Genomic DNA, 12315 nt, shown 5'->3' with positions numbered 1-12315 from the left:
TTATATGAAAAACACACAGATATTTGCTCATCAGCTCAGACGTAGCTTAACGCCCGCAGAACGTCGACCAGGGTACTGACTGCGCAACCGCCATTTTGCTTGCTATAAGTTTCGCCGCCAGCATCCCGTGGGTCCCTATATTCTCGATTTTGCCTGCTGCGCAACACGGCTGGCGATTGAACTGGACGGCGGCCAATACGATGGAGGCGTGCCTACGATGTTCGCCGCACCCGCTGGCTACAGAGCCAGGGATGGCGGGTTTTACGCTTCTGGAATAATGAGTTTGAAGAGTATGAAGATGCGGTGATGCAGAGAATACTTGAAGCGCTTGAGTCGCCGATGCCCTCACCCCGCCCCTCTCCCTGAGGGAGAGGGAGAAAAAGAGTCCGCACGCAGAATCCATAACCGTACCGTACCGTCCCCTCTCCCCCCTGGGGAGAGGGTTAGGGTGAGGGGAAAAAATTACAGCGCCTGAATACGCTCCAGGGATGGCGCGAAGTAATAGCCGCCAGTCACCGGTTTAGTGAAGCGCAGCATCGCGTCGCGTTTGCCGTCGGTATCGCCGAACATGCTCAGCAGCTGCTGCTCGATGTTATACAGGCGCGCGCAGTAGGCGCAGAAATAGAGACCATGGGTGCCGCTGGCGGTGCCGTACGGCAGGCTCTGACGGACGATTTTCAGCCCTTTGCCATCTTCTTTTAAGTCCACGCGGCTCAGGTGCGACGTGACCGGACGCTCGTCGCCATCGATCTCTTCGTTGGCTTCTTTGGTACGGCCGATCATCATCTCCTGATCCGGTACGCTCATGCGGTTCAGCTGTTTGAGATTATGCTCCCAGCGCTGGACGAACACGTAGCTGCCGCCCGCGTCCACACCGTCTTTAATGACTGCCACTTCGCGGCGGGTTTCTTCCCCCGCCGGGTTTTCGGTGCCGTCGACGAAGCCGCTGAGATCACGCTCTTCCACCCAACGGAAACCGTGGATCTCTTCTTTCACGTCGATAGCGTCGCCAAAGGCGGCCATCGCGGCCTGCGCCACCGAGAAGTTAACTTCATGACGGGCGGATAAAATATGAATCAGCAGGTCATACTGGGTGGACGGCGCCAGCCCTTTGCCATAGACCGGGAAATCTTTTAACTCTTCCGCCCCTTCGCCGCCGCTCAGCTGACGCCAGACGTTATTGCCGAACGCCACCACCGCCCCGAGTTTGGCGTCGGGGAATTTAGCCTGGAAGGTGGCCACGTTATCGACAAAATTTTTGCTCGCTTCGCGCAGGGCGTTAACGTCCCCTTTGACATTGGCTTCAATCCAAATCGCCGCGCGGCAATGTTCCGGCAAAATGCCGCTCTGAACCTGAGACATCGCTCCTCCTGAAATGATGCAACTACAACGCTATCGCGTTGCTAACGCGCCATTGTAACCGTTTTTCAGGGCCGTCGTGTCTCTTCAGATCAATTTAGCGACGCCAGATAATTTTGCTGACCTTCCAGTTTTTCAGCGTATCGTCGGAGGGCATCAGCTCGTCCGGGCCGCTCCAGTGGCCGGTAAAGGCATAGCTGATATGCTGGCTCCCCTCGGCCTGACACTCGACGACCGCGCCATTGTCATTGCTGCCTTTCTGGCAGTTGCCGAAAGCTTTGCTGTACAGGTCGCTAAACGGTGTGCCGATTTTCACGCCGCTGGCGGTTTTGATTTCGGCATCACGCACGTCAATCCGGCTGATGGTACCGTTGTCGCCATTGATGGTCAGCGCCACGCTGTTGTCTTTCAGCGCTTCAAAATAGTGGACGATATTGCCCTTATCGGTCTTCATCCCGCTGCGTAAACGGTAGTCGCTCCCCAGCGCATCGCTAATAGCCTGTTCATTGAGCGGCGTGGAAGCCGTCAGTTTACCCACCCCCTGCTCGGTCACCTCGGTAGAAGCGCCAAACCAGTTCCACGGATAGGCCGCCGACCAGTTGACTGCGCTCATCGTGGAGCAGCCGGTCAGCGCCAGCGTAAGCGCACAGAGCATTAAACGTAGCGATTTCATATCACAATCCTTTCTGAGTCATTCAACGCATGTTGGAGTTCACGATCGGCAAAAAGTGCCCTTAAAAGGTGGTCTGGCGAAAACAGGCGCCCAGGCGACGGCTGGTTAACAGCCACCACAGGGCATAACCATCCGCCACCAGCAGCCCGATGGTCAGCGAGGAGGGAGATTCGCCGCTCAGCCATAGCATCGGCTGCCACAGCAACAGCAGCAATTGCGATAGCACCAGCAGCCAGCGCATCGCCCGCCACGCGCGCGGCAGGCGCTGACGGTAGCCGCTAAGCAGAAAGGCCAGCACCGCCGGCACGCCGGGGAGTAAACCGAGCCAGAAGCGGTCGTGATCGGGATAGAACAGATTAAGAATCGCGTCGCCCTGCTGGCGCGATGCGCCGGCCATCAAAAACAGCACCCACGTGCGGGCCTGCAACAACAGCACGCACCAGAAGAGCAAAGGCAGGCGCAGACGGCCATGGGCATCAAAATCGGCGGGGATAAACTCAGTATTCTTCATCTTCGATCAGACGCTTGCCCAGGGTCAGGACATCGGCGTATTCATAGCCCAGCCGCTCATACATTCCCTGCACCACGTCGTTGTCTTCACGAACCATAATGTTGATTTTCGGGCAGCCGCGGGCAATCAGCTTTTTCTCGAGCCGGTTGAGCAGCGCGTTCGCGATACCCCGGCCACGATATTCCGGATGGACGCCGAGATAATAGGCCGATCCGCGATGACCGTCATATCCGCCCATCACCGTGCCGACCACTTCGCCATTCACTTCCGCCACCAGAAACAGGCTGACGTCATGATTCAGCTTGCGCTCAATATCCATCTCCGGATCGTTCCACGGGCGCAGCAGATCGCAGCGCTCCCACAGCGTCACAACCTCTTCGAAATCCTGCTGGCGAAAAACGCGAATCTCCATGGTATTCCCCACCATTGACGGTTAAAAACAGTGATTATGGCGCGAATATAACTGATAGCCAATATCAGGCGAAATCAGCGACAAAAAATGGCATAATATGACTTTGTCATGTATTGAAATGAAAAGTAAAACAATTCTTATTTTGAATGGTCGTAACGGCAAACGCGATACGATATAACATTGGACATCACTTGTTTACAATTCAGGCCGAATGAGCACTTTTAAACCCTTAAAAATACTTGCTTCGCGCCGTCAGGTGCTGAAAGCCGGGCTGGCTGCGATGACGCTGAGTGGCGTCGCCGCACAGGTCAGCGCAAAAGAGCAGCCACTGAAAACATCAAATGGACACAGCAAACCCGCCGCTAAAAAGGCCGGCGCCCGCCGCGTTGTGATGCTCGACCCGGGCCACGGCGGTATCGACACCGGGGCTATCGGCCATAACGGTTCGAAAGAGAAGCATGTAGTGCTGGCGATCGCTAAGAACGTGCGCAGCATTTTGCGCAGCAACGGCATCGACGCCCGCCTGACCCGCACCGGCGATACCTTTATCCCGCTGTACGACCGCGTGGAGATTGCCCATCAGCACGGCGCCGATCTGTTTATGTCGATCCATGCCGACGGCTTCACCAACCCGAGCGCCGCCGGCGCCTCGGTGTTTGCGCTGTCAAACCGCGGCGCCAGTAGCGCCATGGCAAAATACCTCTCCGACCGCGAAAACCGCGCCGATGAAGTTGCCGGTAAGAAAGCGACCGATAAAGATCATCTGCTGCAGCAGGTGCTGTTCGATCTGGTGCAGACCGACACCATTAAAAACAGCCTGACGCTGGGCTCGCATATCCTGAAAAAGATCAAACCGGTGCATAAGCTGCACAGCCGCAATACCGAGCAGGCGGCGTTCGTGGTGCTGAAGTCGCCGTCCATTCCGTCCGTGCTGGTGGAAACCTCGTTTATCACCAACCCGAACGAGGAGAAACTGCTCGGCACCACCGCTTTCCGGCAGAAAATCGCCACCGCGATTGCCAACGGCATTATCAGCTATTTCCACTGGTTCGATAACCAGAAAGCCCATTCGAAGAGACGTTAATGAAACCCGATGCCGCGCAGGTTAAAACTTTTCTGCTCCAGCTCCAGGACAACCTTTGCCAGCAGCTGAGCGCTGTCGATGGCGCACCGTTTATTGAAGACGCCTGGCAGCGGGAAGGCGGTGGCGGCGGGCGCAGCCGGGTGTTGCGCGACGGCAACGTGTTCGAACAGGCCGGGGTTAACTTTTCTCACGTCCATGGCGATGCGATGCCCGCCTCGGCAACGGCCCATCGCCCGGAGCTGGCCGGACGCAGCTTTGAAGCCATGGGCGTCTCGCTGGTGGTTCATCCGCTTAACCCCTATGTGCCCACCAGCCATGCCAACGTGCGGTTCTTTATTGCCGAAAAGCCTGGCGCCGACCCGGTGTGGTGGTTCGGCGGCGGCTTCGATTTAACCCCTTACTATGGCTTTGAAGAGGATGCCGTCCACTGGCATCGTACCGCCCGCGATCTGTGTCTGCCGTTCGGCGAAAAAGTCTATCCGCGCTATAAAAAATGGTGCGATGATTACTTCTATCTGAAGCACCGCCAGGAGCAGCGCGGTATCGGCGGTCTGTTCTTTGACGACCTGAATACCCCGGATTTTGACCACTGCTTCGCCTTTATGCAGGCGGTCGGGAACGGCTATGCTGACGCCTATTTACCCATCGTCGAACGCCGAAAAGCCATGCCGTACGGCGAGCGCGAGCGCCACTTTCAGCTCTATCGCCGCGGCCGCTACGTCGAGTTCAATCTGGTCTGGGACCGCGGCACCCTGTTCGGCCTGCAGACCGGCGGGCGTACGGAGTCGATTCTGATGTCGATGCCGCCGCTGGTGCGCTGGGAATATGATTATCAGCCCGAGCCCGGCAGTCCCGAGGCGGCGCTGAGCGAGTTTATTCAGGTGCGCGACTGGCTGTAACGGCCGGATGGCGGCTGGCCACCCGGCAGCGGCGTCGCTTCGCTCACACCCACTGGCGCAGGCGATGGTGCAGCGTCATCGACGGTTTCTCAGCAAACAGCTGCTGATAGTCGGTGGCGAACTGCCCCAGATGCCAGAATCCCCACTGCATGGCCGCCTCCTTGACCGTCTCCCGCTCTGACCAGGGACTTATCAGCTCCCGGCGTACGGCGTTCAGACGGATCCGTTTGAGCCAGGCGTTGGGGCCAATCCCCAGAATCGCATGGAAGGCGTTTTGCAGGGTGCGACGGCTGACGTACAGCTGCTGGCACAGGTCGAGAACGGTTAGCGGCTCCGCGCTGTTTTCCAGCACATATTCGCGGGCCTGCGCCAGCAGGCGGCGGTAGCTCTGGTGGCTGATACTCTCCGCGCTCACCATCGGCTGCGCCTCTTCCAGCATCGTCCCCATCGCCAGCAACAGATTATCCCGCAGCACCTTGCGCACCGCAGGCTGATGAAGGGTATCCGGATGCTCGCTGAAGGTGGCCAGCGCCTGCTGCACAAACCCCCACAGCGCGGCCTTATGCGGCTCCCGAACTGCCAGCGCTGACTGGTTGCGTAGCATATGCAGCACTCGCTCCGGGTGGTGCAGGAAACTGGCATGGCGAGAAATCACCTCCTCTGAAATCACCACACCGAGGATGGTGTAATCATCCGGTGTGCTGAGCTCGAACTCCGTACCGCCGGGACGGGTGGCGATTTCTGCCCGGCCCAGGCACTGCGAACCGATAAACCCCTGCTCTCCCCGCGCCGCCGGAATACCAAACCAAAAGGAGTTCGGCCAGACCACGCAGGACTGGCGCAGCGCCAGCCCGGTATATTCGCGAAAGACCTGGATCTCATCGAGCAGAATTTCGGTAAACTCGCCGCGAAACTGCCCCGGATGCAGCTGATCGTAAATCTGTTGCCAGGCGGTAATGGTCAGGGCGTGCTCATACACATCCGTAGTGTGTCGTTGATGAATATTGTCAATTTCAACCTGGGGCGTCAGCCGGGTATTTTCAGGTAACGCCTCGCAACAGAGATGGTGCAAATTTGCAGAACGACGCTTTTTCATGATCGTTAAAGCCGGGGACAAGCCGCTCCCGGCACCTCCGACAGGTTATGGATTTTTGAGACGATAGCGGCTACTGCGTTTGCGTAGCGTCCCTGCGGAAAAGAGTTGATCCAGCGCCTGGCGGGCCTTATCCAGCGGCCAGGCAAAATGCGCGGCGACCTCGCCGGCCGTCATGCCCTGACGAACTGATGCCAGCAGCGTCAGTAACGCTTCCGATGATGCCGGGTCAGCAGGCGGCAGGGGCGCTGGCGGCGGTGGCTGAAAACCGCCGATCAGCCACTGGGTATCCTCTTCCGGACGGCCGATTTCCCGACGGCTGATCACGCAGCCGGTCCGCCGGGCGGCGGCGGCCCCGGCGTCCAGCGCAGCGCGGCAGGCCGCCAGATCCCCCTCCACCACCAGCGTCAATCTGCCGGGGTCGAGCACTTCATGACTGAGCAGGCGCACATTGGCCGCCTTGAGCATGGCATCCGCGGCGTCTACAGCGGCGACCATGCCCTCCACTTCCAGCAATCCCAGCGCATTGATCATCGCTCCCTCCGTTACGCACGCTGAACAGGATGACGGGCAATATCGAGAACGGCATCGGTAAAGGCGTTGCAGGCGGCTTTACAGGCGGCCTGACTTCCCGTCAAAAAGGCGGCCGAATAGTTGGTTTCCGACGGCGGCGGGACGTAGGTCACCAGCTGAACGTCGGCAGACTTCATCGCCGCATCGATGCCGTACGTCGCCTCCAGCGGCGGCGCCACCAGATAAGCAATCGGATCGCCCAACGCGATGCCAGCGGTCGATGAAAGATAAGAGCCGGTACGCGACACCACGTGCGCCAGAAACGCGGTATCTTGCGCGTCGTTAGCCCACTGGAACGCCGCCCCGCTTTCAATATGCGCCATCATGGCATCCAGCCCGGCGCGAACTTCCGCCGGGTTCGGGCCGCCGAGCATAATCAGCACTTCACCGGCGGTAGGCGACGGGCCGTGAGCCGCTCCGGCATACAGGGAGCGGCCATAGACCACCTCCACCCTCGCCTGCTTTGTCGCTTCATCGGCGGCAATATAGGTCACGTCATCAGAATCTGCCGTGATGAGTCCGAGGCTACGTATATGTGGCGGTAATTTAAGCTCCCGGGCAAAACCGTCATTCACCGAGGCAATTACGCGCACGGCAGTGACCGAGGGTCGAATCAAATCTAATGCGGGCATGATGCCTCCTTAACGGCTCATGTTGATACCGGAGGCTTTCTGCTCCAGCATGCGTTTGGCTAAATCCACGATCACCGCGGCGGCTTCTACCGGCGGGGTGCCGCCCTGGTGAATATTGGAGATACAGGTCCGGTCGGCCTCGACGGTGGTCGCCACCCGCGGGGAGTACACCGCGTAGCAGGAGAGGCTCTCTGACTGGCCAAGTCCCGGGCGCTCGCCAACCAGCAGGATCACCACCTTCGCGCCGAGGATCTCGCCGATCTGATCTTCAATCTTGACGCGGCCATAGCGCACGAAGAACGGCGTCCCGACCTTCAGACCCGCCTGTTTCAGGCCGGCAAGCAGCGGCGGCAGGATCTCTTCGTAGTTGGCGGTGATGGCATCCGTCGACAGGCCATCGGACACCACCACCTGCACATCCGGATCCATCACGCACTGCGCCTTCAGCGCATCGATGGCCTCCGGACTGAGACGGCGTCCCAGATCGGGGCGCGTCAGGTAGCGATTTTTGTCGCTGATTTCCGAACGCACTTCCAGCAGCCCCTGCGCTTTCACCCACGCCTCCGGCACCTCTTTGAGCACCGTATCTTTCGAGCGCGAGTGATCCGCCAGGAAGCGCAGCAACGCGAGGGTGCGCGGACGCGGACCGGCGCGACCGGTGCAGACGCGCGCCGCGGTGCTGCGTTTCAGTTCGGTCAGCACTTCGGCGCGGTGCGGATGTTGTACGCCAATCCAGGCTTTCGCTTCCGCAGAGCCCAGATCCAGCGCGCAGCTTTCCACTGTTGCGTCGGTGGCGCACGCGGCAGCGTGGCAGGCCGGCGTCGTCGCTACGGGGGCCTCTGGCTGTGTCTGTGGCTGTCCCATTGACGCCATTACGCTGCGTACAATGTCTTCAATCTGTTTTTGATCCATGATGTGTCATCCCCGCGTCATCAGAAGAACAGTGACGGATCGCCCGCCCGTTTGGTCAGACGACCATTTGCCATAATGCCCATCCGTTCCAGCCAGCCTTCGAACTCCGGTGACGGACGCAGACCCAGCAGCTGGCGCACGGTCGCGGTATCGTGGAAGGCGGTAGTCTGGTAGTTGAGCATGATGTCGTCGCCGAGCGGCATGCCCATGATGTAGTTGCAGCCAGCGGTCGCCAGCAGGATCATCAGGTTTTCGTTGAGGTTCTGATCGGCATCGGCATGGTTGGTGTAGCAGCAGTCGCAGCCCATCGAGATGCCGCTCAGCTTGCCCATAAAGTGGTCTTCCAGCCCGGCGCGAATAATTTGTCGGTCGTTATAGAGGTACTCCGGCCCGATAAAGCCCACCACGGTGTTGACGAGGAACGGATCGTAGTGCCGCGCCAGGCCATAGTTACGCGCTTCCATCGTCACCTGGTCGGCGCCGAAGTTAGCGCCCGCGGAGAGCGCCGAGCCCTGCCCGGTTTCAAAGTAAAGACAGTTCTCCCCGGCGATGCGGTTAAACTCCGCTCCCACCGCCCGCGCTTCATCGAGCATCGCCAGTTCGACGCCGAACTCTTTTAGCCCTTTTTCGCTGCCGCAGATGCTCTGGAAGATAAGCCCCCCCGGCGCGCCGCGGCGGATAGCTTCGATCTGGGTGGTGACGTGCGCCAGCACGCAGCCCTGGGTCGGGATGGAAAACTTGTCGATCACCCCGTACACCGTATCCAGCACGCGACTCAGGTTCTCCACGTCGTCAGTGACCGGGTTGACGCCAATCACCGCGTCGCCCGCACCGAAGGAGAGCCCTTCGTAGATTTGCGCGGCAATACTCTGCACGTCGTCGCGGGTATCGTTCGGCTGCAGGCGGCAGCTAAAGGTCCCCGGCAGACCGATGGTGGTATTGGCTTTTTTGATCACCGGCATTTTTTTGCCGCCATAGATCAGATCGGCGTTGGAGCAGATCTTGGCCACCGCCGCCACCACCTCGGAGGTCAGCCCTTTGCGGACAAAGGCGATATCGTCGCTGGTGACCTCGTCGTTGAGCACGTATTCGCGCAGGTCGCTGATGGTCCAGTGTTTGATCCGCTGATAGGCGGTTTCGTTCACGTCATCCTGGATCAGGCGCGTCACGCAATCCTCCTCATAGGGGATCACCGGGTTATTGCGGATATCGGCCACCGTCATATCGGAGAGCACCTGCTTGGCGGCCACGCGCTGCTGCGAACTCTCCGCTGCCACGCCCGCCAGCACATCCCCCGAACGCAGTTCGTTGGCTTTCGCCAGCACCTCTTTAACATCCTTAAACTGATAAACATTGCCGAACAATGTGGTCTTTAGTTTCATAAGTCGTTCCCTCAGGAAGGAAATGCGAGTGATTTCACCGTCACCGGCACAACCGATCCGCCAAAAAGAGGCGTACCAATGTCGATATAGTCCCCCGCCCGGACGCTCACCTCATCGATGACCGCCAGCGGAAGGTGTGGAAGCTGCGGCCGCAGCAGCATGCCCAGCGCTTTGCCAAAATCCTGCTCGGCCACCAGCAGCAGCGGACGCGGATTGGGAAAGCGGGCGACAAACGCCAGCAGGGCGTCAATTACGGTCAGTAAGGTGGCGTAGCGCACCGGAAGTGAAGCGGGAAGCGCCAGCACGTAAGCGTCCGCCTCGGGGGCCAGATCGAGCTGCGTCAGCGCCTGCCGCCAGGCGTTCGGCAGATCGGCGGCCTCCTGCGGGATAGCCACCGGCAGATTGCGCAGCGGCAGTTGAACCCTCTCCAGCCAGATGGTGCTCCCGGACAGGGACAGCGTATGCGCCCCGGCGCCAATCACCGTGGCGCGCACGGTTTGCGTCGGAAACTGCACGTTCATTTCACGCAGGCGCGGATGCTCGTGCAGGGCCGTGGCCAGCAGCGGCCCGATATCGGAAAAACAGAAAGGATCGGCGGGTTGATGGCGGTAGCACTCCCCCACTCCGCCGGAAAGAGTAATCACCTCCGGCTGAACACCCGCAGGCAGTACTTCGGTTTGCATCAGCCCCTGCGCCAGCGGTGAGAGCCTGCCGTCGATCACCTCAACGATCAGCCCCGCCATCCGGCGCGCCACCTGCGCCAGCTGACCCGCAGTCAACGATAAAGCATCGGTTCCCGGGCCGAATACCGCATCGACAATCCGCTGTCCTGGCGAGTGCGCGTGGACCACGCGCCCCTGAGCGTCGGTTTCCAGCAGGCGGCCGCCGACGTTGAGGCAGGCGGTGGCGCTGAGGTTACCGGCGTCAAACAGGGCATAGTTCGAGGTACCGCCGCCAATATCGATATTAAGCACCCGGCACATCCGCTGCCGGGACAAGGTCTGCGCCCCGGCGCCGTGTCCGGCAATGACCGACTCCAGGTGCGACCCGGCGCTGGCGACGACAAAATCGCCCAGCGACTGCGAGAGCGCCATCACCGCCGGGCGGGCATTGCGGGTTTTCGCGCTTTCACCAGTGATGATGATCGCCCCGGAGTCCACCGCTTGCGGGGCAATCCCGGCGGCCCGGTACTGAGCCAGAATCAGCGCCTCAAGCTCGGCCTCTTTCAGTTCTCCCTGCTTATCAACCGGCGTAAAAAAGACCGGGCTTTGCCAGCTAATGTCGCGTTTGATGAATTCGTAGCGCGGCACCTGGGAGACCGCCGCGCGGTTCACCAGCTCGAGGCGCGAGAAGATCACCTGCGTGGTGGTGGTGCCGATATCAATACCGACGCTCAACAGCTGGCGCGTGTTCACGAGTGCGCCTCCGCTTCGGTGTTGGCAGGCGCCGGTACGTTTTCATCTTTTGGCACCAGCAGCATCGCCACGCCAATCGCGGTAACGCCGCCGACCAGCTTGCCGACGATCATCGGGAAGATCATGGCGTTCATGTTGGCCGCCGCAAAACCGAGATGGTCGCCGAGGGCGAACGCCGCTGACACTGAGAAGGCGCAGTTGATCACTTTCCCGCGGGTATCCATCTGCTTCATCATGCCGAACATCGGGATATTGTTCGCGAGGGTAGCGACCATGCCGCCGGCAGCCATATTGTTGATTTTGAGGAGATTACCGACACGCATCAGCGGCTTTTCAAACCAGCGGGTCAGCAGGAGCACCATCGGGTAAGCGCCGAGCAGCACGCAGGAGATAGAGCCAATGACTTCGATGGCGCGCATCACCTCGCCGGGCTGGTCACCAGGCGCCATAAAGATCGGGTCGAGTCCTGGGATCAGCTCCCAGCCGAGCAGGAACTTGATCACCGCCGCCGCCAGGCCGATGGTGATCAGCGCCACGAGGAATTTGGCGAAGATCTGGAAGCCGTTGATCATTTTTTCCGGAATGAACTTCAGCCCCAGCGCCACCAGCACGGCGACGATGATCACCGGGATCATATTCATCAGGATCAGCGCGAAGGTAAACGCTACCGGCTGGCCGTTGATCTCCACCCCGGAATACATCGCCACCAGACCGCCGGCGATACAGCCGATAGGAATAGTGACAATGCCCGCCAGCACGCCGAGCGCCAGCCAGCGGCGATCGGCAGGTTCGATAATGCCGAGCGCCACCGGAATGGAGAACACAATGGTCGGCCCCATCATGGAGCCGAGGATCAGGCCCGAGTACATCCAGGCCGCCACGTCGCCGCCCGCCAGCTCTTTGGCGAGGAAGAAACCGCCCATGTCGCACGCCAGCAGCGTGCCGGCAAACATCGACGGGTTGGCGCCGAGCATCTCATACAGCGGGATAATCACCGGACCGAGCAGATGGGCCAGCACCGGCGCCAGGGCGGTCATCCCGACCATCGCCAGGCCCAGCGCGCCCATCGCCATAAACCCTTCTTCAAACTGACCGCCGGATCCCTCAATGCTTTTCCCCAGTTTGCCGAGAAAGCGCGCCGAGCCGCCGAACTGCGACAGGATCCTGTCCACGGCGGCAATCAGCATAAAGAACATCATGATGTACATGATGATTTCGTTAATTCCCATAGCCCTTACTCCCTGTCATTTATGATTGGTAGATACTGTGAATACGGGGACATTAGCCGCACTCGGGGAACTTTCCCGGGTCGCGGCGTGAACGCCTTACCCGGGCTACGGCATAGCAGACGGCTGTGATCCTGTAGCCCG

At 59.9% G+C, this 12315-nt stretch carries 13 protein-coding genes and 1 pseudogene; 3 read left to right on the top strand and 11 right to left on the bottom strand.

Features of this window, described 5'->3' with window-relative positions; translation table 11 throughout:
* The first annotated feature begins 4 nt into the window (after window positions 1-4).
* Window positions 5-366: pseudogene (locus NKJ21_RS23710) on the top strand (endonuclease domain-containing protein).
* 96 nt (window positions 367-462) lie between these two features.
* On the opposite strand, the gene NKJ21_RS23705 reads toward NKJ21_RS23710, so the two are convergent.
* The 4 genes from NKJ21_RS23705 to NKJ21_RS23690 all read right to left on the bottom strand — a co-directional run bounded on the left by NKJ21_RS23705 (window position 463) and on the right by NKJ21_RS23690 (window position 2955).
* On the bottom strand, window positions 463-1362 hold the full coding sequence (locus NKJ21_RS23705; RefSeq protein WP_008803864.1) for a Dyp-type peroxidase: 900 nt from the start codon (window positions 1360-1362) through the stop codon (window positions 463-465).
* Window positions 1363-1456: 94 nt separating this feature from the next.
* The gene (locus NKJ21_RS23700) at window positions 1457-2032 is read right to left on the bottom strand and encodes an RpoE-regulated lipoprotein (RefSeq protein ID WP_131008018.1); all 576 of its coding nucleotides are present in this window, start codon (window positions 2030-2032) and stop codon (window positions 1457-1459) included.
* A 61-nt stretch (window positions 2033-2093) separates the two neighbouring features.
* Window positions 2094-2543, bottom strand: coding sequence for a DUF2919 domain-containing protein (locus NKJ21_RS23695; RefSeq protein ID WP_008803862.1), 450 nt, complete (start codon window positions 2541-2543; stop codon window positions 2094-2096).
* The gene (locus NKJ21_RS23690) at window positions 2530-2955 is read right to left on the bottom strand and encodes a GNAT family acetyltransferase (protein ID WP_002913637.1); all 426 of its coding nucleotides are present in this window, start codon (window positions 2953-2955) and stop codon (window positions 2530-2532) included. The genes NKJ21_RS23695 and NKJ21_RS23690 overlap by 14 nt, the downstream gene beginning before the upstream one ends.
* 211 nt (window positions 2956-3166) lie before the next feature.
* On the opposite strand from NKJ21_RS23690, the gene amiA reads away from it, so the two are divergent.
* The gene (gene amiA, locus NKJ21_RS23685; protein ID WP_008803861.1) at window positions 3167-4039 is read left to right on the top strand and encodes an N-acetylmuramoyl-L-alanine amidase AmiA; all 873 of its coding nucleotides are present in this window, start codon (window positions 3167-3169) and stop codon (window positions 4037-4039) included.
* Window positions 4039-4938, top strand: a complete 900-nt coding sequence (gene hemF / locus NKJ21_RS23680) for an oxygen-dependent coproporphyrinogen oxidase (RefSeq protein ID WP_016161616.1) — start codon at window positions 4039-4041, stop codon at window positions 4936-4938. Before amiA ends, hemF begins: the two co-directional genes overlap by 1 nt.
* Before the next feature lie 43 nt (window positions 4939-4981).
* Here hemF and eutR read toward each other — a convergent pair whose 3' ends face one another.
* Genes eutR through eutH form a run of 7 tightly spaced genes read right to left on the bottom strand, consistent with a single transcriptional unit; the run spans window position 4982 to window position 12174 of the window.
* Window positions 4982-6034, bottom strand: a complete 1053-nt coding sequence (eutR, locus tag NKJ21_RS23675; protein WP_016161617.1) for an HTH-type transcriptional regulator EutR — start codon at window positions 6032-6034, stop codon at window positions 4982-4984.
* A gap of 45 nt (window positions 6035-6079) precedes the next feature.
* Window positions 6080-6565: an ethanolamine utilization microcompartment protein EutK gene (eutK, locus tag NKJ21_RS23670; protein WP_023298050.1), complete on the bottom strand. Its 486-nt coding sequence runs from the start codon at window positions 6563-6565 to the stop codon at window positions 6080-6082.
* Between the two features lie 11 nt (window positions 6566-6576).
* Window positions 6577-7236, bottom strand: coding sequence for an ethanolamine utilization microcompartment protein EutL (eutL, locus tag NKJ21_RS23665; protein ID WP_131008015.1), 660 nt, complete (start codon window positions 7234-7236; stop codon window positions 6577-6579).
* Between the two features lie 9 nt (window positions 7237-7245).
* The gene (gene eutC, locus NKJ21_RS23660) at window positions 7246-8148 is read right to left on the bottom strand and encodes an ethanolamine ammonia-lyase subunit EutC (protein ID WP_012967471.1); all 903 of its coding nucleotides are present in this window, start codon (window positions 8146-8148) and stop codon (window positions 7246-7248) included.
* Window positions 8149-8168: 20 nt separating this feature from the next.
* Window positions 8169-9530, bottom strand: coding sequence for an ethanolamine ammonia-lyase subunit alpha (gene eutB / locus NKJ21_RS23655; protein ID WP_012967470.1), 1362 nt, complete (start codon window positions 9528-9530; stop codon window positions 8169-8171).
* Between the two features lie 11 nt (window positions 9531-9541).
* Entirely contained in the window at window positions 9542-10945 is a 1404-nt protein-coding gene (eutA, locus tag NKJ21_RS23650; RefSeq protein ID WP_239270721.1) for an ethanolamine ammonia-lyase reactivating factor EutA, read from the bottom strand.
* Window positions 10942-12174, bottom strand: a complete 1233-nt coding sequence (gene eutH, locus NKJ21_RS23645) for an ethanolamine utilization protein EutH (protein ID WP_008803853.1) — start codon at window positions 12172-12174, stop codon at window positions 10942-10944. The genes eutA and eutH overlap by 4 nt, the downstream gene beginning before the upstream one ends.
* Window positions 12175-12315: the final 141 nt, after the last annotated feature.

Origin of the sequence: Klebsiella sp. SWET4 (assembly GCF_024296565.1) — a bacterium.
Classification (GTDB): Bacteria; Pseudomonadota; Gammaproteobacteria; order Enterobacterales; family Enterobacteriaceae; genus Klebsiella; species Klebsiella variicola.
Note: the sequence above shows the minus strand (reverse complement) of the source record. Positions and strands in the feature narration are given on the sequence as shown.

Bases quoted from the DNA above. Each gene is read 5' to 3' on its own strand.
- NKJ21_RS23705 (WP_008803864.1), bottom strand. From the start codon at position 1,362: ATGTCTCAGGTTCAGAGCGGCATTTTGCCGGAACATTGCCGCGCGGCG.
- NKJ21_RS23700 (WP_131008018.1), bottom strand. From the start codon at position 2,032: ATGAAATCGCTACGTTTAATGCTCTGTGCGCTTACGCTGGCGCTGACC.
- NKJ21_RS23695 (WP_008803862.1), bottom strand. From the start codon at position 2,543: ATGAAGAATACTGAGTTTATCCCCGCCGATTTTGATGCCCATGGCCGT.
- NKJ21_RS23690 (WP_002913637.1), bottom strand. From the start codon at position 2,955: ATGGAGATTCGCGTTTTTCGCCAGCAGGATTTCGAAGAGGTTGTGACG.
- amiA (WP_008803861.1), top strand. From the start codon at position 3,167: ATGAGCACTTTTAAACCCTTAAAAATACTTGCTTCGCGCCGTCAGGTG.
- hemF (WP_016161616.1), top strand. From the start codon at position 4,039: ATGAAACCCGATGCCGCGCAGGTTAAAACTTTTCTGCTCCAGCTCCAG.
- eutR (WP_016161617.1), bottom strand. From the start codon at position 6,034: ATGAAAAAGCGTCGTTCTGCAAATTTGCACCATCTCTGTTGCGAGGCG.
- eutK (WP_023298050.1), bottom strand. From the start codon at position 6,565: ATGATCAATGCGCTGGGATTGCTGGAAGTGGAGGGCATGGTCGCCGCT.
- eutL (WP_131008015.1), bottom strand. From the start codon at position 7,236: ATGCCCGCATTAGATTTGATTCGACCCTCGGTCACTGCCGTGCGCGTA.
- eutC (WP_012967471.1), bottom strand. From the start codon at position 8,148: ATGGATCAAAAACAGATTGAAGACATTGTACGCAGCGTAATGGCGTCA.
- eutB (WP_012967470.1), bottom strand. From the start codon at position 9,530: ATGAAACTAAAGACCACATTGTTCGGCAATGTTTATCAGTTTAAGGAT.
- eutH (WP_008803853.1), bottom strand. From the start codon at position 12,174: ATGGGAATTAACGAAATCATCATGTACATCATGATGTTCTTTATGCTG.